The following is a 20821-nucleotide window of genomic DNA, read 5'->3' as shown; positions in this document are numbered from 1 at the left end:
GTGAGGCATATGGAAAGCGTTGATTACAATCAATGGCATGAAGAGCTTCAACTTTATCTCAAGTCTACAAATGATGACGAAAAAAATATTATCAATCTACTAAAGCGCGGACATGCATACGTTCAAGGAATGTGTGGCAAATTTGAATTAGATCATATCCAAGGCAGAAACCTTGTATTCAACTGGGTACGATTTGAATACAATGGCCACTCTGAACATTTTGACAGTTCATTTGCTGACGAGTTATCTCGATTAAGTTTTGAATTATGGGAGCCAGAAGGTGATTTAGATGTTAAAGAAACCTGAAATTATCCAACAAGTCTATAACGATGGTTTAGTCGAATTGATAAAACGAACGCAAAAAACAGATGATTATGGCACGCCAATCGGCGGAGTTGATAAAGTGACAATTGATAAAGTTTGGTTTAGGGATTTGTCACTCACTGCAACAGATACTTTTTACGCCCACGCGGATGACACTGACTTAACAAGTAAGGTTTCAGTGCGCGGGAAAATGAAAATAAGTACAAAATGGTTAGCAGTAATAGATGATACCGAACATGAAATTTATCGTACTTACTACAATCCGAAAAATAAAGAAACTGAAATATCGCTGATGGAGGTGTCTGATGAGTAAAAAAGATTTAATTTATCAGGCACTGAAATCTATTGAGGATAATTCATTTTATGGCTGGACTGATTACGCGAAGTTTCCACGTTGTGTATTCTATTTAGTATCGCATAGCAGTAAAAAACTATCGAATAAACGTCACTTACAGCGACTATCTTATCAAGTGAGCTACTATTCAGATTATCCATTAAATGTCGAGGATGACGCCGAATTATGGCGAATTATTGATGCTTTGGAAAGTTCCGGGTTAATCACTAACGACTGGCGAGAAGTGATAGATAGAGATACTGATAAAAACAGAACAATCTATCATTATTGGTTGGAGGTGCGCTAATTGGAGGTATTCGGCTTTGATGAAGTGGCTCAAGATATGGATATTTTGGATGCAAAATCAAGTCAAGCAAAAGTCGCTATGCATGACATAGGTGACAAAATGACCGACAGAGCAAAAAGTAGTTTTAAAGCAGTGCTTACACAGCGTACAGGACAAGGGGCAAGTGGTATCCAAAATGAAAAAACAGATGATGACGTTGTGATAGGATGGTCCGCTCGACCGGAACTGCATGGATATTTTCATGAGATTGGCACTTATAAAGACCCGCCCAAGCCCCACTTGAGACCGGCTTTTGATGAAATGGAGAATGATTTTGTCAGACAAGTACAAGAAGCAATTACTTAGTAAGACTAGCTAAAAGGCTAGTCTATTTTTATATTTAAAATTAGGAGGAATAAAATGGTAGCAACTTATACAAAACAAGCACTATTAACAGGTGCAGGTGCGATATTCTTAGACTTTATGGAAACAGAGGACACACCTAACACTGCCCCTACTTATGCTGGGGCAGTAATGGAAACACCGTCTTTAGAGACAGTAAACGCTCAACTAGAACTATCTGAAAACAGAGTATTTTTATCTAATATCTTACATTCAGATTTATCAGCAGTGCAATCTGCAACAATCCCGGTAACAGCCGGTTACTTCCCTCGAGGCTTTGCTGAGGAGGCTCAAGGGATGGTCAAAGTTGGCGGTGGATGGGCTATGCCAACAAATCCTAAAAAGAAACCTTTCAGAATGGCTATCCCATTCACGGATGAGAACGGCGATGAGTTAATCGTTAACTTCCCTAAATGTACTTTAGCGCCAGTAAATATCGAAGGGTCTACAAGTGGACAAGATGTGACTCCGCAAATGAAAACATTCAACGTTACTGGATTGCCTTTGGTTTATAAAGCTGACGATGGAAATAACTTCGTTTTCTATCAACTAGACATGGCGGATGAAGAAAACAAAACGACATACGATCGTGACAAGCTTTTAGAAAATGGCTGGTTTGATGAAACAAGCTTAACGGCCAACGAGAAAACAGAAACGCCTTAGGAGGTAGCTGGATGTCAATATTTACGAAATCACTTAAAACATTTAAATCGGATATTTTAGGTGAAGAAAAAGAATTCAAAATAAATTTGGCTATTCAAGCAAATTTAAAAAGTGACCACGGATTGACAGTGAAAGATTTAAGCGCTGAAGATGTGCTAGATGAAGATGTTGCTAAGTTTGTGCACGCTACATTAAAAGCGAATGGTATGGAAACGTCTTTAGAAGACATTATGGACAACGTTGCACCATATGAACTTTTTGAGTTTATGACTAGCTACAATATGGTCAATAACGAAAATTTTACTTTGGCGACGAATCGTCTGAAAGACAAATCAGAACAGAAGAAAACACAGGAGAAAGTGACACCAATCAAGAAATAGATTGGGATTACATGTACTTCTGTTGTAGGGAATTTTTTAATATGACCATGCAAGAATTTCTGTTCGAGCATAACTTAGACCAAATTGTTGACTTGATTAACCGTCACTTTGAGTTCCACGGAGCGAAGAAAACGGAAGATGATGTGGTTGATGATACAGGTAAGAGCGCGAGGGAATTCTTTAGTTTTTAAAGAAGTTCCCTCTTTTTTTATTTATTGAGGGAAGGAGGAATAATATTTGACAATAAGAGAAGCAGGTGTCCGACTCACGTTACAGGGCGAAGCAGCGTACCGTGCGGGCATAAAAGGTATCTCTCAAGAGATGAGAACACTAGCGACTGAATCGAAACTGACTATCGCGCAATTAGGTAATAACGCAAGTACGACAGATACGTATAGCGCTAAAATGAAATCGATGGGCAACGAGATTCAAATGGCATCACGACAAACTGAAGTGCTAAAAAATCGACAAAGTGATTTACCGCGTGTTCAGAAAGAAATTTCGAGTGCGTTAGATGGTACAAATAAAGCGTATAAAGAGTCTTCAGACAGAACAAAAGAATTGCAGAAGCAATATGAGACATCTATTGGCGTGAGCGGGCGGTATTCTAAAGAAACGATAGAAATCAAAGAAGCGCTAGATGCATCAAAAGAAGAAACTAAACTACTCGAAGCAGAAGTTAATAAATTATCTAGTGCTTACAGTAAAAACGAAAAAGAACTGGCGAAACTACCTAACGAATTAGCAAAAGCAGAATTAGCCACGCAAGAATTGCGAAATGAAACGCAACGATTGCATGAAGAATATCGTAATGCAGGTGGTCGATTAGCGGATACATCTAAAAAATGGCGTGATGTTGGTAAATCAATGGTCACTGTGGGAGGACAAATGTCCCAAGCAGGAGATTGGATGACTACACGATTTACTCTACCAATTGTCGCAGGATTCGGAGCAGCGATAAAGACTGGCTTGACCTTTGACCAACAAATGAGACAAACTGCTGCAATCGCTGGATTGACAGCCGAAGATTTAACAACGGCAGGCGGGGCGTACGAACAATTAAGAGAACAAGCGATTCAGTTAGGTGCCGATTCTATCTTCGGAGCGACTGATGTCTCAATTGCTCAAGAAATGATGGCGTCTGCAGGATTGGAAGTTACTGAAATTATTGGAGCAATACCCGGCGTAATGGATTTAGCGGCCGTTTCTGGAAAAGACATGGCTTTAGCTTCACAAGCAGTAGCAACAGCCATGAATCAATTTGGGTTAGAAGCATCCGATGCTACGCATGTAGCGGACGTATTTGCAAGAGCAGCTGCGGATACAAATGCGGAAACGCATGACATGGCAGAAGCCCTAAAATTCGCGGGTAACGTATTAGGCCCAATGGGTATTCAATTTGAAGAAGCAGCGGCCGCGATTGGTATCATGTCGAATGCAGGTATCACTGGTTCGATGGCTGGTACTGCTTTACGTGGTGCGTTTACTCGATTAGCTAATCCGACAAAGCAAGTTTCGGAAGCGATGGCGGAATTAGGTTGGTCAGCTTATGATGCTGAAGGTAATATCAAACCTCTATCTCAAATGATTCCTGAATTACGTGAAAGTTTAGTTGGATTAACAAACGAACAACGTGATCAATATCTAGCAAGTATTTTTGGAACAAACGCACTATCAGGAATGTTAGCTTTAGTAAATTCAGCTCCCGGTGAATTAGAGGCCTTAACAGCCTCGTTAGAAAATTCAGAAGGTGCAGCTAAATCAATGGCTGAGGTTATTAATTCGGGCGCGAATGGTGCAATCGAGGAATTGATGGGAGCTGTTGAGACATTATCAATCGAATTATTCGATACGTTAGCTCCAAGCTTAATTAGTGTAGTAGAAGGTATTACAGGTGCTGTTGAAGCATTTTCAGACTTAGATGAAGGTACACAAAAATCTATTATCCAAGGCGCATTATTTGTAGCAGCGGCTGGACCAATAGTTAGTGTTCTGGGTCGTATTACAACTGGAACTGGTCACGTCGTGACTGGTGTGGGAAATATGATTCAATGGTTTGGTAAGATGACAACGCCTAAGACACTAACGGAAATTGGCGGAACTATGACAACGCTTGGAACTGCAACAGGGACAGCAACAACTAACGTTGGTTTATTCAGTACGGCGATAGGGCTAATCGCGAGTCCGGTTGGCATAGCGACGGTGACTATAGGTGGTCTTTATGCGGCTTACAGGGTGTTAACAGAAGAATCGCGCAACGCGCATAATGCTATCTCGGAATTTCCTAGTATTGATGGTGTGACACACGAACAAGCCGAATCCATTCGTGAAACGTACGATGCGTATAGCGATTTGACGATATCATTAGAGACGTTATCAGGACAAACGTTAGCATATGCTGACACTGTGAGTTCTGCCGTTTCAGATATTGTGAGCGAAATTAAGCGAATTAACAGTGACAACATCGAAGAAATGGCTGAGTTATACAAAGAGTTACCACCACAAGTAGCGGCGATGTACGATGATTTAATACAACAAGAAGAACGTGTAGGTAATCATAGAATTAGTCGTTCCCAGCAAGTCCAGGCGGATATTTTACAGATTATGGAACAAGCTCAAGAAGATAAGCGTAACCTAACTGATGCTGAACAACAGTACTTGATCCAAGCTAGAAATGAATTGGCCGCATTACAAGCTGAGTCGTTAGGGGCAAACGCTGAACAATCAAGACAAATATATGACACGCTAACCGCGGACTTAGCAAGCATGAACAGCGAACAGTTGATGGTCCATCAACAAAATATTCAGTCCGCTTTACAAAACATGGAATATGGTTTTGAGCAACAAAAGAAACAAATTTTAAACACGGTGGGCGAAACCCACCCCGAAGTGGCACAAGCTATGATACAAGAACTTGAGTCTGTTTACGATATTTCTCGCGACAAGATGATGAGTGAATGGGCTAAAACATTAGCAACACAAGGTGAGATGGCAGAATTATCTGGACAGGAACTGTATCAAGCGGTTGCTAATTACATGAACAGTATTATCCCAGGACTTAATATCTTACCTGAAGAAGTGAGAGCCATGATGGAAGATACCTCGACTGCCATGCAAGACGGCGTGGAGAATATGGTACAACCACTCGAAGGTGCCGATGCACGAGTTCAAGAAGCGGCTCAGAAATTTAACTATGCTATTATGCAATTTGCAAATAGTATCGAAGAGGGAATGTCGCCTGAAAATCTAAACGCTGACCAACTAGATCAGTTTATGCAACAAATCAACGATTTAGGCGTAACATGGAACGATTTAAAATTCATGCGTCACTCACCGGAAATTGATGATAATACAAAAGAGTTTATCGACCGCATTGTTGAAGCCCATGGTGGTTGGGAAGCCATTGAGTTGGCAGAGAAACAAGCTGGCGTATCTGTTATGGGAATGGAAGAACTAGAGCAACTCATCGCGTTATTTGGTGTTGACTTTGCCGGTTTAACCGATGAGCAAAAGCAGGCTTTAATTAACGCCGATGGAGCCAAAGAGTTATCTGACTTAATGGTTGAGTACGGAATCTGGGTTGCGACCGATCCGGCAGAAGCTAAACAAGCTGTTGTAGAGACAGACGATGCGTTGATGAAATTCCAACCGCTTTTAGAAAACTTAGGGTTATGGAACAGCACAGAATTTCTATCTAAATATGCTGACATTGATAGCAATGCACCAGATGTTCAGGATCAGATTGCTAATTTAATTAGCGTGTGGTCTGGAATACCGGTTGAAGAAATTAAAACCATGATGACGGACACCAACGCAGACGAAACTACACCTGATATCCAAGCTTATCGCGGTGAAGTCGAAGCTACACCCGCAACCGCAAGTAGTACATTTACTGCTGGTGTTGGCGGTGTGTCCGAAGCAACAGGTATAGCATCTGACTGGAAAGGTACAGTTGAAGAAGTGCCTGAGTCAAAAGCATCAGGTATCCAAACAAATGTTTTTAGCACCATTGCGAACACACTTGCTGTCACTTTGTACAATGCAGCAGTTGGCGCTATGACGGATAAGTCTGTTGAAGCGTCCACATCAACACCAAACATGTTAGCGAACACTCTATTAATTACAGGCTATAATTCCGCAAGCGGTAAAATGAAAGACACGCAAGCTACTGCGACCACTCGTACACCTAGCTTGCCATCAAATACTAACCTAGTTAATGACTGGAACAGCGCCATGCGCGCGATGTTTGATAAAACGAGTACAGCGACAACTAGAACGCCGAATATTGCAAGTAATACAAGTAGTGTTTGGTCTTGGATAAACGCACTGAATAGCGCTTATAATCGTACATCGACCTTAACAACTCGACGAGTGACAGCTTATAGCACAACAGGTATTTCACCACGCGGCTATAAAGATGGTGGCCACATTGACGCTTATGCAGATGGTGGCAATATAAAATGGGGTGGAATGTTTGCTAATGGCGGTAACGTACCACAAGGTTACATGGGAATTGTTGGTGAAGCTGGACCAGAATTATTTCACGTTACGAAGTCTGGCGTATCTATCACACCACTAGCATCGAATGAAAAGATGCGTGGTGTGACGGGTGCGATTGAAGATGAAGTGAGTCGCCAGCTAACTAATAGGGGTGATGGAGTTAATTTGACGATTAACATTGATAAGCCCGTACTTTCCAAAAAAGAAGATATTAACTCACTTACTAATCAAATTGTTCGCAAGGCAAGCCAAATGCTAGCACAGCAAGCGAAGAACAAACAGAAAGGACGACCTGCATGGTAAGTAAAGTAAGGGATGGTTTCGCCGGGGTAGTTTTTGACGACCTACATAATACCGATGTAGGCGTCACTCTATCTGGAGATGTGCAGATTGGGAATCCATCTAAAATAAAAAACAAAATACGATTAACAGGAACTAACATTGATTACGACTTTAGCGAGATTAATGGAGTTCAGCAATGGACCACAAGAGTAATAAAGGTGCCGATGAACATTATTGATTTCGATATCAGAGATTATCGCAGTACGCATTTAGTCGCAACGCGGGTTCTTAATTGGCTCGCAAGGCCTAATGATCGAGTGAAGTTAACGATTGACAAATTTCCTGATTATTATTTTATGGCCGAACTCGTCAACTTAGATGATATTGAAACGGATATGTTTGAAACGGGTCATTTTATTGCTGAGTTCGAAGCTTATCCTTTTAAGATTAGGGATAAAATTGCATTAGATGACGAGTTCAGAACATTTAACTTCTTTACCGACGTAAGACAGGTACCGGAAGTGGTATTGCCTAGGGCTGAGGAACAATTACCTTTTACAGTTTTGGCGATAGGGGATTTGGCCAACATTGGTGGATGGGCGCAACAGTTTGGAACGCAGGGAGTAGTAAGTCGCTATCATACATCACAAAGCTACATGATTGAAGATATCAGAGAGGTAGACGATGTAGATTTCGGTGCATATCGCTATGATAAGAAACAATACTTTTTGAGTGAATTAAATACATGGGTTCGCTCTCAAGATATCGTACAAGCTAGAACAGCGTACGAACTCGAAGTACATAATGCCGGAGTTACTAACATCGTTCCTGAAATAAATAAATCCATTACAACGATTGGAATCGGCGGTATAACGATTGAAAAAGATGGTCGTTTCTATAACTTAAAACACACAGAAGCCAATCGTCATTTTACGTTATCACCTGGTTTAAATAAATTGAAAATATATGGTCAGAACACTAATGTCAAAATTATTTGGAGAGATGAGGTGATTTAATTGTTTGAAGTGTATTTGATAAATGACGACTTCACTGTGATTCATAGCTCAGGTAATAACAATTTAAAATTCATCTCATTGGAATACCTAAAAGAAATTAATAGCATAAATTTATTGGAGTTTTCATTTCTACCTAATAACCCAGCTGCTACATTAATGGAGTTGAACAAGACCCGCATTAGAGTGCTGAGATTAAAAGACAATGCGATTATCTTTGAGGGATATGTGAATCAATATAATGGTGCGATCAATACAGATAACCAAACAGAAATTAGCTATAGCGCTGACGAAATAACAGGAGTATTGACACATAGCGACCAACCTAAATTCAGTTTTAAAGGCAAGGTAAGTGATTTTGTTAAAAAACTATTGGATTATCATAACACGCAAGTCGAACCGTGGAAACAATTTCAACTGGGAAGGTGTGAAGTGGATACTTATACGGTCTATCCTGATGATGAGACACCAGTTAATCAGGAGTTGTCCATTGGTGATAAAGCGACTATTAAGCAAACCGCAAAATATATTTGGAATAGTGATGGTGTGCGATTAAATATCGCAAGTAGTGTGCTGGGTGTTACTCACACGGTTGAGGTGGTTGGTACATCCGGCGTCTTTGCAGGTAAATACTTGCTTAGACATCCCAATTCCGCATGGGGAATATCTGGGTGGATACAAGCGGAAGATATTGTGGAATTTTATTCTTACGAAAATACACAGACCATAATGAATACAAGTAGTAATACTGCCAACAAAATTATTAAGGTTACGATAAAAAAAGATGCGACTGTTTACTATTGGGATAGCTACACTAATAATCCGACTAATATACCTAGCTTTGTAAAAAGTGCAACTGATTTAACCATCAATAAAGACCAGTACCGCAATAACCGTTATGCACTTTACAGACAAGGTCAAGTAATCGCATGGATTCATGAGCAAGACATCCTCATGGGTGGGCAAGTGATTAATCCCCCGAGTGTAGATAAACCAAATTCGATTCAAAAAACTCGAATTATTGAAGTAGAAGTTGAATATGGAAACACTTGGGATAACTTAATCCAGCATGTTATTGAAAAAATCGGTGGTGAGATTGTGTGGAGATTGGACGAAGGCATATATACATTAGATATCCTTAACAAGTATGGCGAAGATTCTGATTTACCGATTGCATCAGAATTTAACTTGCAAGAAATTCAAGAAATGATTGATGCGACGGATATCGTCACTAAAGTAAGAGCAATTGGTAGACGTCCAACCGAAGAGGCGTCGACTACTGCGGCAAGAGAATTAAACAATGTAGCCAGTACGTTAGGTAGGCAATCTGAACCGATAGCACACTTGGGAGTAGGTGATTAGGTGGGAGATATAAACAAAGCGTTACAGTGGATGCTGGATAATCGAGCGAGAGGCATGCAGTACTCGATGACTTTGCGGATGCACGCAAACTATTCAGACTGCTCTAGTGCCGTATTGAGAGCCTTGCAATACGCAGGATTTCCTGTGCCTTGGATTGGTAATACAGAGTCGATGTTTCAATGGCGTGGAACTTTATTTACACCAATATCACGATCTGAAATACGTGCAGGTGATATATTTATATCAGGTGTGCCTGGGGGGAGTGCTAATGCTTATGGACATACTGGCTTTGCACTAAACGCAACAGAAGCTATCCACAGTACGTCGGTTGTAAATGGTATCAGAATCAGTAGCAACGCTGACAGCGCGGTGCGAGCTTACAACGGTGCACCCGTGTATTGGGTGAGGGTAGTTGGTAGTTCAGCTCCTGGCCCCACTCCTACAGATCCAGATGATGATAATAACATTTATTTGGACGAAGAATTTGTAGACCACGAATACTTGCAATCCGTCTTTGGAATAAAAACAGAAACGTGGACACTCGATAATGTGGAGTCTCAAATAGATTTAAAGCAAAAAGCACTAGATAAGCTAAATAGTCAACTGGATACTTACCATGAGACAACAGCAACCGTCATTGAGCTAGGCATTAAAGAAGAGGATATCGACTTGCTAGAAGTAGGTAATACATACTCTACTGATACATTAGGCAGACTGATGACTAATGGTGGCCGAAGAATAATTAGAATGCGACAGAATTTGTTAGAGCCTGAATTAACTGAAGTTACTTTTGGCACTAAATATAGTGTACTGGTTGATTATTTAGCAGAAAGGAAGAAATAAATGACAGAAACTTATGGATATGACAAGACACCAACACCACCAAGAGATTATGATGTGAGTAAAGTTCCTCCTGAAATTAAAAAACGCACTGAGTGGGTTAAGTCTAAGTTCACAGGCGAGGACGTAGCAGAAGCTTACCGTCAAGCAGGAGATATCGCAGGTATTTATGCAGGTGAAGCGAAGAAAATAGCCGAAAACACAAATAAAAGACAAGATGTGGTAGAAGACCAATTTGACGCAGTGCAAAGAGCAGCGACTGAAACAGCTGATTGGGGTGGTGAAATTGTAGTAGCCAGTGACGGTGAACCAACTTTGGGACACAGAATATCAAGAGACGTCTCAGACCTTACCTCTTTGTCCGGAGCTAATCCTCTAAAATACGGCGCTCATGGAAATGCAGTTGATGGAGATGCCGATGGAATCATAGCGGCGCTCGCTGAGAATAATTATGTGAAGCTTCCTTTTGGTAAGCGATATGTAATTGATAAAGAAATCGTCATAGAAAAAGGAAAAGAGTTAGACTTGAATGGTAACCGCATTGTTTTTAGTCATGATTCGTCAACTTTTAATATAAGTCCGGGTGGCACTCTGCGAAAAGGTAGGGTTTTTATAGCGGAGCATGTCATAATGGAAAAATCTGTATTGTATTTTGACGGAAACAAACAATTTGTTATCGGAGATGAGACGGAAGCAGTTGTTGAAGATGTTTACGCCGAACGTACAGGCTCTAATGCCTATCAAGGTACTTTCCTGTGGATGGATGCACGACAGAAAGATATAAATCGAGGAGCGATTATAAGCGGACTTAAACTTAAAAATTTAACCTCTAAACGTTTTGAATACAGTCATCGAAACACTGTCGAGGGTATTCCTAGTGCGGCAACAAACTCGTATATTACATCAAATACTATTACTAATTTAACAGCTTTCAATCCTCGTAATTTTATTTGGGAAGATGATATTGTGGGGGTAAGGTCATCGACAGGGGGGAACAACTGGTTTTCTCCCGGCTGTCAACCCGGCGAAGAGCAAGAAAAAGTATTCTTAAAATTAGAAGGTGATAAGAACTCAATCTTAGACGCTAACTTTTGGGATAACACGAGACCGTCTAATATTGATAATCAAGTGATAATCAACGGTAATTACAATAAGATTACAGGTGTAGGTATTCCGTCTTTTAACACATCCTATGTAGCTAACAATGGTCGGTATAATACCATCAATGGGCGGGCTTATGGTTTCCCAGCAGACTATGTACCGATGGTTATTGCCGAACGGAGTCTGGGTATCATGCACAAAGGAACAGCTCGCACATTAGATTTCGTCGCTAATCAAAGTATCGCTCAAAAAGTAGCCAGTACAACAAGCGCTACTTTGTGGGAGGAGACCCTGTCACAAAGCAATCTCCCTGAGGGGTATTGCACGTATAAAATCAAAGGGTTCGGAACAGCAGTTGCACCGCATAAAAAAACAATGATGATACTTATTAATGACGATTACATTGATGGAGTCACAACCTCAGATTCACATGCGACAAAGTGGGATTTCGAGTGTGTATTCGTTGTACGAAAATACGCAACAAGCATCGTAGTAAAGACATACTTAACTTCTAGTGAAGGCTCGCTGAAATTAATTGGTAATCGGACAATTAATAACGTTACAAATGATTTAAAGTTAGAAATAAGATTCAGCAGCAATCAAGCTAATGGGTTCACTTGTGAGTATTTGGAAACATATATAAATAGAACTTTATAAAAGGAAGCAAGAGATGTTAAGAAAGCACTAGAGGAAGACAGTCATTAATTTGGCTGTCTATTTTTGTACAAAATAAAGGAGCGTGACAGATGATAATACCAATTGAATTAAGATTCAAAGCGGATAAGGATAGTAAGTCCGCCTTTCGAACCGAGAAAACAATTAAATCACACGATGTAAATTCTGTCGAATTTCACATATCTATTGATGGATTGGAGCTGACTCCCAATACACAGGGTGGGCATTATTTGTGGACAGGGGACCGAACAGTATCTGATATTAATGCCATTGTTACAATTGATTGCATATTTGCTAGTAGTGTAGCGAATGGACTAACTAAAAAAGCAGGAGACATTATCGTTAATGCACCTTATTAGATGATTTATAGAAAAAACATGGTATATAACCAAGTTTTTGTGATAAAGTGTCTTTAATAGCAATCAATGATTGGAGGTATAAAATGCACAATGATTTTTCGCATGATTATTTTAGAAAAACTGGCAAACAACTTTCTGGATTGAAAAAATACAAATACCTTATGAGAGACCATGGGTTGAGATATATGTATTATCACCGAAAAGTGATTTCAAGTAACAAAAATTCTTTTGTTTACAAAATGTTAAGAAGAAATCTTTTAAAAAAGTACGGGTTGGAAATTCTAAGTACTAAAATTGGTCAAGGGTTATACGTTGGACACGCATTTAATATCACCGTTAATCCTGATGCAGTAATTGGAAAAAATTGTAATATTCATAAAGGCGTTACAATCGGGCAGGAAAACAGAGGGAAAAGAAAAGGAACACCGACGATAGGAGATCATGTTTGGATAGGCGCCAATGCTTCGATTGTTGGCAAAATATTTATTGGCGATAACGTATTAATCGCACCAAACTCATACGTAAACTTTGACGTCCCAAGTGATTCGGTTGTTATAGGTAACCCAGCGAAAATAATCAAAAACATAAAAGCTACAGAAGGTTATATAAATAACGCTACTTGACCCAAACTGCGAAGTAGCGATATTAAAAGTTTAAGAAACTGCGCGGTAAATGAAAGCTAAATAGTTACATGGAAGGACGGTCAATATACTGACTGTCCTTTTATTTTATAAAAAAAGGAGCGTGACAGATGCAAATTGATTTGAACTTAATCGCCATGTGGGCAGGTGCTATCGCAACAATCTGGAGCATGATTAGACTGGTCGTGACACCATTTAAAAATGCCATCACCAAAAATGACCAGACCATGAAGTCTCTAGAAAAAGCGATTGATGCACTCACATACGATTTGAAAGATTCACAAAAAGATAGAGAAAATATTCACAAAACGTTGGACGTACACACAAGACAAATTGGCGAATTGGAAGATGACACCATTCGAAATACAGAGCGTATCAACACGCTATTTAATCAGAGATAGGAGTGAATATATTGATAGAAATTTTAGATAATGCGGTTATCGTTGCAGGAGCATTAGTGTTTATCATCAATGGCATCGTAGAAGTCATTAAGCAAGCCACAGACTTAGATAACAAGTACATCCCCTTATTATCGCTTGTCATCGGTTTTGGGATAGGTGTAGCAATCGCCTTAGGGTTTAACCTACCTTTAGCTGAAACGATTCTAGCAGGTGGCATTGGCGGTTTAGGAGCAAGTGGGCTATACGATAATTTCAAGAGTGTCTAATGGCACTCTTTTTTATATGGAGGGAATTGAATGGTACTAACGGAAAAACAAGTACGAGAAAAGTTAAAGACATACGCACCAATCGTGCAAAAATATGACTCACCTATCTCGGTAGCTACACGTTTAGCGCAACTTATCGTGGAATCACAGATGTTCACATCGGAGCTTGCGCTTAAATCCAATAACGGCTTTGGGATAAAGGCATCTGCACCATGGACAGGTGATAGTGTGCCACATGTATCGGGTGAAGTTGGTGGAGCGAGAGAATCGGAGTTCAGAAAATATCCATCGCATGAAGCGTCAATAAAAGACCATGCGGAATTCTTTACGTCAACACCTTTTAGGGAAACGGATAAGGTTTATGGACTAGCTATTAAAGCGACCAATTACAAAGACGAAGCAAAATATCTGGCGCCGAAATTCACAGGGGATAAATATTCGTATGCAGGCGATCCAAATTACGCAACGAAGCTTATAGACAAAGTGGAGAGATACAACTTAACGCAGTACGACACACAGAAAGGAACTGATACAATGAGTTTTCCAAGACCGAAAATGATAGACAGACGTAAGCGAGCTTTGGGCTATCCAAGTCATGGCGCTTATGCAAGACGCTCAAAATCATCGATTAAGAACATTGTAAGACACTACACCGCTGTTAACAGAAAAGGCGGAGAAGAAAATACAATCAAAGCTCACGAGAATTATTGGCGAAATCACCATAAGTGGGAAATAGGCGGATATGGTATTTACATTGACTTTGAGGGTAATATATACTGGAACTATGACTTTGATATTGTGACTTACGGTGCAGGACGATTAAATCCACAATTATTCCATGTTTGTTTAGAAGGGTCTAGTTTTGCTAATCATACACCTAAGCAGCTTAAAGCGTTAGATGATGTTATGTTATGGTTATTGAGTGACCCACTCAAGCACTTGAATGGGAATGATATTCGAGGTCACAAGGAAATACCATATAATGATACAGCGTGTCCGGGAATGACCAAGGCACAACTTAATGATTACCGTGCTAGTATCACCGCTAAGCTGAAATCAGGTAGCAAACCTGTTGATCCGAACAACCCACAAGGAATGGCAACAACACCGTTCAAGGAATACAAAGAACCACGACTACCATTCGATGAACTTAAAAAAGGTGACACGGTGACCCTAGACACCAACTGGCAATGGGCGGACTTATCTAAACGTCAGTTGTTAGCTTCGCCAAAATATAAAGATTTACTAGGTACTAAGGATAAAATTGCTGAGGTTATCAAATTAGATAAGCCGGGTAATCACTCTAAAGTAGCGTACAGATTAGAAAAATATAACTCGATCATATTAGAAGAATACTTAGAAGAATCTAAACGTAGATGGGAACTGAAACCAGTCGAAGTAGAAGCACCTAAAGAAGTTAAACAGAAATACGAAGAACTTCAAGAAGGTGAGTATATTGATAATGATGGTGTTGTCTGGGTATGGAAGAAGAAATAAAGTAATTTAGATATTAAAGTAATCAAAGAAAAAGCGAGATAGAATGATTAAATGGGTACTTTCCATATTCTATTTTGATTTTAAGGCAAAAAATGAAAATAGGAAAGTTAAATAAATAAGTTGCGACCGACACAGATGTCGGTCACAAACTTAAAAATATTGATATACCAATGATTTAACCCCACCGCCAATTTAGGTAGTGGGGTTATTTTTGTTCGTTAAACACTTGCGTGTTATTTCAAATTGTGTTAAAATTCCGCACGTTGTTCTTGCTTTTTCAATTTAGGATTGGTAAATTATACTTAATACAGTTAAGAAATCATTTTTATTTAGGAGGAGACTATTATGGAAAGGAACACTTTATTTGAATCAGCCAATGATTTAATCGCTTATCTTTATGCCAGATTTCCTGATAGCACCTCGCTTTCGCCTATAAAAATTCAAAAAATATTATATTTTATGTTTGCTTATTATGGTGCCAACATTGGAAGTATAACTGAACAAGACACTGAAAATACTGATATGGATGAGACTTATCCTAAATATTTATTTCCAGAAGAATTCGAGGCGTGGAGATATGGACCAGTTGTAAGAGATGTTTACTTTAAAAACAAGAATAATGAATATGATGATTTTGACCAGTTTGATTATTCTAATTTAGATAGTGAGGTTTTAGAGTATTTAGATGATTTATTTGTTCAGTTAAATGATATAAATGATTTTTCATTAGTCCAACGATCACATTTGGATAAAGCCTGGAAAGAAACATATGATAGTAATAATCCTTATCGTTCAGATAAAATGAATAATGAATTAATCATTAAGGAGTATATGGTTGAGTAAATTTAAAAAACCAAACATCAAAGCATCAATAGATCGTAGTATATTTGATTCAGTGACAATACATACAAAAACCATCAATAAGAGAGAGTTTCGTGGCGAGGACCCTGAATTTAAAGCACTGAATAACTTCTCGCTAAAATCAATTAAAATTGATGATGAGAATTTTACCAATTTTATCTGTGAAAACAAAATGTATCAGATAGAAGACAACGATGATATTTATGACGACGTAGACAAACTTGTAAGCGTGAGTAAAAGATATCTTTATAAACTTAGAGATAGTAAGTTTAAATGCTTATATGGCGAAAACAGTGAACCAGTTGAAACTAGTAGATTTAAAAGCAGTAGAGACAAACGTTTTGAAAGATTGCTACAAGAAATAAATCCAGAGGTAGTAAATGACTACGAAAGTGGTGTGTTATATAAATTTCGTCCAAAAGAAATTAATTCCCGAGAAAATACAGGGATTAGGGTTTATTTTGTTTTTAGAATAAATGATGAAGACAAAGAAAATATAGAATATTATCATTCAATTGCATTTATAGATTTGTACCATTTGGCTATACCTAGTGGATACAAAAAACTTAATCATGATGAATATAAAGAAAAATATTACAATGCGATTAATCATTCTAATATAGATTTAGAAGAATTTTTCATTAAAAATACCCCGCTTAGCTTATGAAGTGGGGTTATTTTTTATGCAATCATTTATTTACAAACAGAACATTCGTTCGTATAATTATGCACGAGGTGATAGCATGGAAATCAGTATGGCAAGTCCAGAGTTTAATCAGTTCGAAAAGGCTTTCGGGAAATACTACACTGACATAGAACCGCTTTATTCATTGATAGGTAGCTTCGAAAGATTGATGACACAAAGCAATGTCAACTTCTTTAAGTTGCCTGCGCATAAATCGAGCGACTTAAAAAGCCATTATTTTATTTTTGATAGGACGAATGGCGAATATGTGTTTAAAGAGTGTATATAATAGAAGATAAAAATTGCCCCTCATTCTACTTTAAGATTAATTCCAATGATGAGTGGGAGTTTTATCGATTTGATGACAGTAAAAAAGACCACTCAAATTAATGAATGGTCTAGCCCTATTATGTGTGGAATAAAAGTAGCAAAAAGGTAGCAAAAATTCTTAACTTTATCCGATGTAGTCCGACATAAGACTTGTTGAAAGTGTTGTTATAATACATTTTCTTAGCCAGAACGATTCTAGCTTTTATAAAAGTAGTAAATGGCTCAAATGGGTCAAAAACCATCTAAAAAGAAAGTTCAACAAATTATGAACTCAATGAAACAGCGTTAATATAACGTTTGTAAAAATAATTATAAAAAGGGTTGATGACATTTATGTGTCATCAACCCTTTTTTCCTATGAAAAAAATTTAAAATTCAGAATACTAAAAGAGTATTAATGAATAAATTATTTGTTATTTTCATGCCAATCCTCTGGAAATCCCAAACTTTTTAGAATGACATTAATAGAAATAGAATTTAGTTTTTTATCCAAATTCTTAATTTGTTTTAGAAATGAATTATGTAAGTAAGCATATTCATTTCGACTAACAAAACATTGCAATATGATAAAAACGTTATATACATCATTTCTGAAACTATTTTTTGAGATATTGTAATTATCATGTAAATCATTGTAATACTTTATATCTGACTTACACTTAAAATCAATGAGTTTATTATTATGTGCGCATACATTTCTAATTTGTCTCATATTATCAAGAAAAGAAACCATAATTTCTGGAGTGAAGATACCATTTATAGCATTTCCATTTTCATGAACAAAAGATAGGCAATTCGTTGCTATTTGATTTTGCAAGGATGTAGGCAAGCAATAAAATAATGTGTTAATTTGTCCGAAATCCATAAAGTTTACGATAACCCATATTGGGACATCATTATAATTTTTTACATAATGTTTTATAGCATTATCCTTTTTTTGTCTGGATTTCTTTTTTATTAAATTACAAAGATTTGGAATTAACCAATCTAGTTTCGAATTTCTATTTTTTGTATAACTACTTAATTGTAAATAGGCGTATTTTATATTAGGATAATTTTCGGCAAAACGATGAGCAGTTATATATTTAATATGATCTTCTGCATGACCTAACGACTTCATCAGAGCATGCTTTATTGCTGTATCAAATCTGTGAAGATGTGTTATTTCATCGAAAGTAGCATTGTTTTTATAAATATTAGTTTCATTGTCCATAAAGTACTTACTGTAACCATTAATGATATTATAATAGTTGTTAGTCAGTAAAAATTGTTTTGCTCTTTTATAATCAGTAATTCTTAAATTCCTATTATGGACAATTATGAGTTGTTCATCCAATGTTTTAAATTGTTTAATAAAAAAAACCTCCATTCCTAAGAATGAAGGTTTCCGCATTGGACCCCGTAGAGTTACCAACACTATCTCTTGCTCCATTCTATTTTGTTTTTAGAATTTTGTCAACAAAAAAAGAATAATCAGTAATATTTTTCTTAATCTATTATATCAGTACAATTAGTTAAGCTCAATAGAAAATAAGAACAAACGTTCGTTTTATTCTTTTCAATTCCATAGAAAATAAATATGCAATATCTGAAATTAATTAATTATTTTTTATAACCATTTCTGATTGATCATGCATGACAATTTTAAAAATGTTATAATACTAAGACTATTCTCATTAAATCGGGTGCAAAAGATTTGCTTCAGTAAATTGGCTATGGTAGTTTTATGCTACTAATAGCGGTTGTATCAAGGCTTTTTTAGTTAAAAGTTAAGTTTTTGAGATGAAATTGATAGCTTTATTTTGAGAGGCAAAGGGAATGACATGTCTCTCTTTTTTAAATTTTAGGATGGGGTGAATTGTATGGATATGTTTGGAAAACTGGGTTGGTTTTTTAAACAAGAAAGAAAAGCGTATATTTTTGGAATATCAATGTTAATTCTATTGAGTGTGATGACTGCGCTTGTGCCAATGATTATTGGTATCATCATAGATAATATGACTGCAGGTACAATTACAGGAAGTCAATTGGTTATGTGGAGTGTCATTCTGGTTGTTATTGCTATAGTTCAATATGCGATGCGTTACGTATGGCGTACGAAGATTTTTGGAACATCAGCTAAACTGGAAAAGATATTAAGAGCAAGATTGTTCACTCATTTTACACAAATGGATTCGATATTCTTTCAAAAATATCGTACTGGAGATTTGATGGCGAGAACGACAAATGACTTGAACTCGATTCGTATGGTTGCTGGGGGAGGAATTTTAACCTTAGTGGACTCTTTATCTCAAGGATTACTGACATTATTCATGATGTTTTTCTTTGTAGACTGGCGATTAACACTAGTGTCGATTATCCCTATACCTTTGTTAACGATTTTAATTCGTTTTGTCGGTCGTAAGCTTCACTATCACTCACGAAAATCTCAAGCAGCTTTTTCTTCGATGAACGATAAAGTTCAAGAGAGTGTTACGGGTATGAAAGTAATTAAAACGTTTGGTGAAGAAGAGTTAGATATTGAAGACTTTAAGAAAATGACGACAAACGTAGTTGATCGAAATCAAAAAGTTTATTTATTTGATGCTGCGTTTAGACCTGCAAGTCAACTAATTATGGGTGCATCTACGATTTTAGGTGTATTCTTTGGTGGTTTTCTAGTTTCACAAGGAGAAATTACTATTGGTTTATTAGTTGCTTTCATCAGTTATGTGACTCGTTTACAGTGGCCGATGATTGCGATCGGACGTTTGTTTAATATTTTAGAACGTGGTTCAGCAAGTTATGACCGTATTTTAGAAATTTTAAATGAAAAAAGTACGATTATTGAAGAACCGGATGCATTGAGTCAATCTATCTCAGGTGATATTCATATTGAAATAGATGAATTTGCTTATCCAGATGATGATGACGAGGCTTCCTTACGTGATATTGATATTCATATTAAACAAGGGAATACACTTGGAATCGTTGGTCGTACTGGATCTGGTAAGACGTCATTATTTAAGTTATTGTTACGTGATTATGACCAATTTAAAGGAGATATTACCTTCAATGGAATTTCGATTAAAGATTATCAATTAGATAGTTTATTAGCGAATATCGGTTACGTTCCTCAAGATAATTTCTTATTCTCAACGACTGTTCGTGATAATATCCGTTTTGCGAATATGGGTACTACTAATGAAGAAGTTGAAGAAATTGCTAAAGTGACAAGTGTTCATGAGGACATATTAGGCTTTAGTGAAGGCTATGATACATTAGTAGGTGAACGTGGAGTGGCTTTATCTGGAGGACAAAAACAACGTATTTCTATGGCGAGAGCGATGTTAATTAATCCAGAGTTATTGATATTGGATGATTCACTTTCTGCCGTAGACGCTAAAACTGAAGAAGCCATTCTAAATTCAATTAAAGAAACACGTGAAGACAAATCAACAATAATTTCTGCCCATCGTCTAAGTAGTGTGATGCATGCGGATGAGATTGTTGTGCTGGATGAAGGTCAAATTGTTGAGCGTGGAACACACGAGGAATTAATTAACAATAATGGTTGGTACCAAGAAATGTATGAACACCAACAATTAGAATTAAGTTCTGAAATGGAAGAGGTGTAATA

The 20821-nt window shown here is 37.6% G+C and carries 23 protein-coding genes; 22 read left to right on the top strand and 1 reads right to left on the bottom strand.

The features are described 5' to 3' along the window. Positions 1-9 precede the first annotated feature (9 nt). The 21 genes from ACEN33_RS03315 (at position 10) to ACEN33_RS03215 (ending at position 17491) form a co-directional block, all read left to right on the top strand. Positions 10-306, top strand: a complete 297-nt coding sequence (locus ACEN33_RS03315; protein WP_407094572.1) for a hypothetical protein — start codon at positions 10-12, stop codon at positions 304-306. Continuing rightward, positions 290-637: a head-tail adaptor protein gene (locus tag ACEN33_RS03310; protein WP_407094571.1), complete on the top strand. Its 348-nt coding sequence runs from the start codon at positions 290-292 to the stop codon at positions 635-637. The genes ACEN33_RS03315 and ACEN33_RS03310 overlap by 17 nt, the downstream gene beginning before the upstream one ends. Further along, entirely contained in the window at positions 630-965 is a 336-nt protein-coding gene (locus ACEN33_RS03305; RefSeq protein WP_407094570.1) for a hypothetical protein, read from the top strand. Before ACEN33_RS03310 ends, ACEN33_RS03305 begins: the two co-directional genes overlap by 8 nt. Continuing rightward, entirely contained in the window at positions 966-1310 is a 345-nt protein-coding gene (locus ACEN33_RS03300) for an HK97-gp10 family putative phage morphogenesis protein (protein ID WP_407094569.1), read from the top strand. A gap of 54 nt (positions 1311-1364) precedes the next feature. After that, complete coding sequence (locus ACEN33_RS03295; protein WP_407094568.1) at positions 1365-2009, top strand: hypothetical protein; 645 nt, start codon at positions 1365-1367, stop codon at positions 2007-2009. Positions 2010-2020: 11 nt separating this feature from the next. Next, positions 2021-2389: a hypothetical protein gene (locus tag ACEN33_RS03290; RefSeq protein WP_407094567.1), complete on the top strand. Its 369-nt coding sequence runs from the start codon at positions 2021-2023 to the stop codon at positions 2387-2389. A 41-nt stretch (positions 2390-2430) separates the two neighbouring features. Continuing rightward, on the top strand, positions 2431-2580 hold the full coding sequence (locus ACEN33_RS03285; RefSeq protein WP_407094565.1) for a hypothetical protein: 150 nt from the start codon (positions 2431-2433) through the stop codon (positions 2578-2580). A gap of 46 nt (positions 2581-2626) precedes the next feature. Next, positions 2627-7192 (top strand): phage tail tape measure protein, encoded by a 4566-nt coding sequence (locus ACEN33_RS03280; protein WP_407094564.1) that lies wholly within the window; start codon positions 2627-2629, stop codon positions 7190-7192. Next, positions 7186-8187, top strand: coding sequence for a hypothetical protein (locus ACEN33_RS03275; RefSeq protein WP_407094563.1), 1002 nt, complete (start codon positions 7186-7188; stop codon positions 8185-8187). Before ACEN33_RS03280 ends, ACEN33_RS03275 begins: the two co-directional genes overlap by 7 nt. Before the next feature lie 9 nt (positions 8188-8196). Next, the gene (locus ACEN33_RS03270) at positions 8197-9546 is read left to right on the top strand and encodes a phage tail protein (protein ID WP_407094581.1); all 1350 of its coding nucleotides are present in this window, start codon (positions 8197-8199) and stop codon (positions 9544-9546) included. After that, positions 9547-10389 carry a peptidoglycan amidohydrolase family protein gene (locus ACEN33_RS03265; protein WP_407094562.1) on the top strand — a complete coding sequence of 281 codons (843 nt, stop codon included), beginning with the start codon at positions 9547-9549 and terminating at the stop codon, positions 10387-10389. Then, positions 10390-12144 carry a hypothetical protein gene (locus ACEN33_RS03260; protein WP_407094561.1) on the top strand — a complete coding sequence of 585 codons (1755 nt, stop codon included), beginning with the start codon at positions 10390-10392 and terminating at the stop codon, positions 12142-12144. It abuts the gene before it with no gap. Positions 12145-12233: 89 nt separating this feature from the next. Then, positions 12234-12521, top strand: a complete 288-nt coding sequence (locus ACEN33_RS03255) for a hypothetical protein (protein WP_407094560.1) — start codon at positions 12234-12236, stop codon at positions 12519-12521. An 83-nt stretch (positions 12522-12604) separates the two neighbouring features. After that, entirely contained in the window at positions 12605-13144 is a 540-nt protein-coding gene (locus ACEN33_RS03250; RefSeq protein ID WP_407094559.1) for a serine O-acetyltransferase, read from the top strand. Positions 13145-13272: 128 nt separating this feature from the next. Then, on the top strand, positions 13273-13563 hold the full coding sequence (locus ACEN33_RS03245) for a hypothetical protein (protein ID WP_407094558.1): 291 nt from the start codon (positions 13273-13275) through the stop codon (positions 13561-13563). Between the two features lie 11 nt (positions 13564-13574). Beyond that, positions 13575-13829: a holin gene (locus ACEN33_RS03240; RefSeq protein ID WP_171031231.1), complete on the top strand. Its 255-nt coding sequence runs from the start codon at positions 13575-13577 to the stop codon at positions 13827-13829. 30 nt (positions 13830-13859) lie between these two features. Continuing rightward, positions 13860-15326 carry a glucosaminidase domain-containing protein gene (locus ACEN33_RS03235; protein WP_407094557.1) on the top strand — a complete coding sequence of 489 codons (1467 nt, stop codon included), beginning with the start codon at positions 13860-13862 and terminating at the stop codon, positions 15324-15326. Positions 15327-15671: 345 nt separating this feature from the next. Next, positions 15672-16169, top strand: a complete 498-nt coding sequence (locus ACEN33_RS03230) for a Panacea domain-containing protein (protein WP_407094556.1) — start codon at positions 15672-15674, stop codon at positions 16167-16169. Continuing rightward, positions 16162-16854, top strand: a complete 693-nt coding sequence (locus ACEN33_RS03225; protein WP_407094555.1) for a hypothetical protein — start codon at positions 16162-16164, stop codon at positions 16852-16854. The genes ACEN33_RS03230 and ACEN33_RS03225 overlap by 8 nt, the downstream gene beginning before the upstream one ends. Positions 16855-16870: 16 nt before the next feature. Continuing rightward, the gene (locus ACEN33_RS03220) at positions 16871-17161 is read left to right on the top strand and encodes a DUF5960 family protein (protein WP_407094554.1); all 291 of its coding nucleotides are present in this window, start codon (positions 16871-16873) and stop codon (positions 17159-17161) included. Between the two features lie 258 nt (positions 17162-17419). Beyond that, positions 17420-17491 carry a YneF family protein gene (locus ACEN33_RS03215; protein WP_407094580.1) on the top strand — a complete coding sequence of 24 codons (72 nt, stop codon included), beginning with the start codon at positions 17420-17422 and terminating at the stop codon, positions 17489-17491. A gap of 117 nt (positions 17492-17608) precedes the next feature. Here the strand turns inward: ACEN33_RS03215 and ACEN33_RS03210 are convergent, their stop codons facing one another. Next, complete coding sequence (locus tag ACEN33_RS03210; protein WP_407089948.1) at positions 17609-18595, bottom strand: Abi family protein; 987 nt, start codon at positions 18593-18595, stop codon at positions 17609-17611. A gap of 469 nt (positions 18596-19064) precedes the next feature. On the opposite strand from ACEN33_RS03210, the gene ACEN33_RS03205 reads away from it, so the two are divergent. Next, positions 19065-20819, top strand: coding sequence for an ABC transporter ATP-binding protein (locus ACEN33_RS03205; RefSeq protein WP_407093737.1), 1755 nt, complete (start codon positions 19065-19067; stop codon positions 20817-20819). Positions 20820-20821 lie beyond the last annotated feature (2 nt).

Source organism: Ruoffia sp. FAM 24228, from assembly GCF_045528575.1.
GTDB lineage: Bacteria > Bacillota > Bacilli > Lactobacillales > Aerococcaceae > Ruoffia > Ruoffia halotolerans.
Note: the sequence above shows the minus strand (reverse complement) of the source record. Positions and strands in the feature narration are given on the sequence as shown.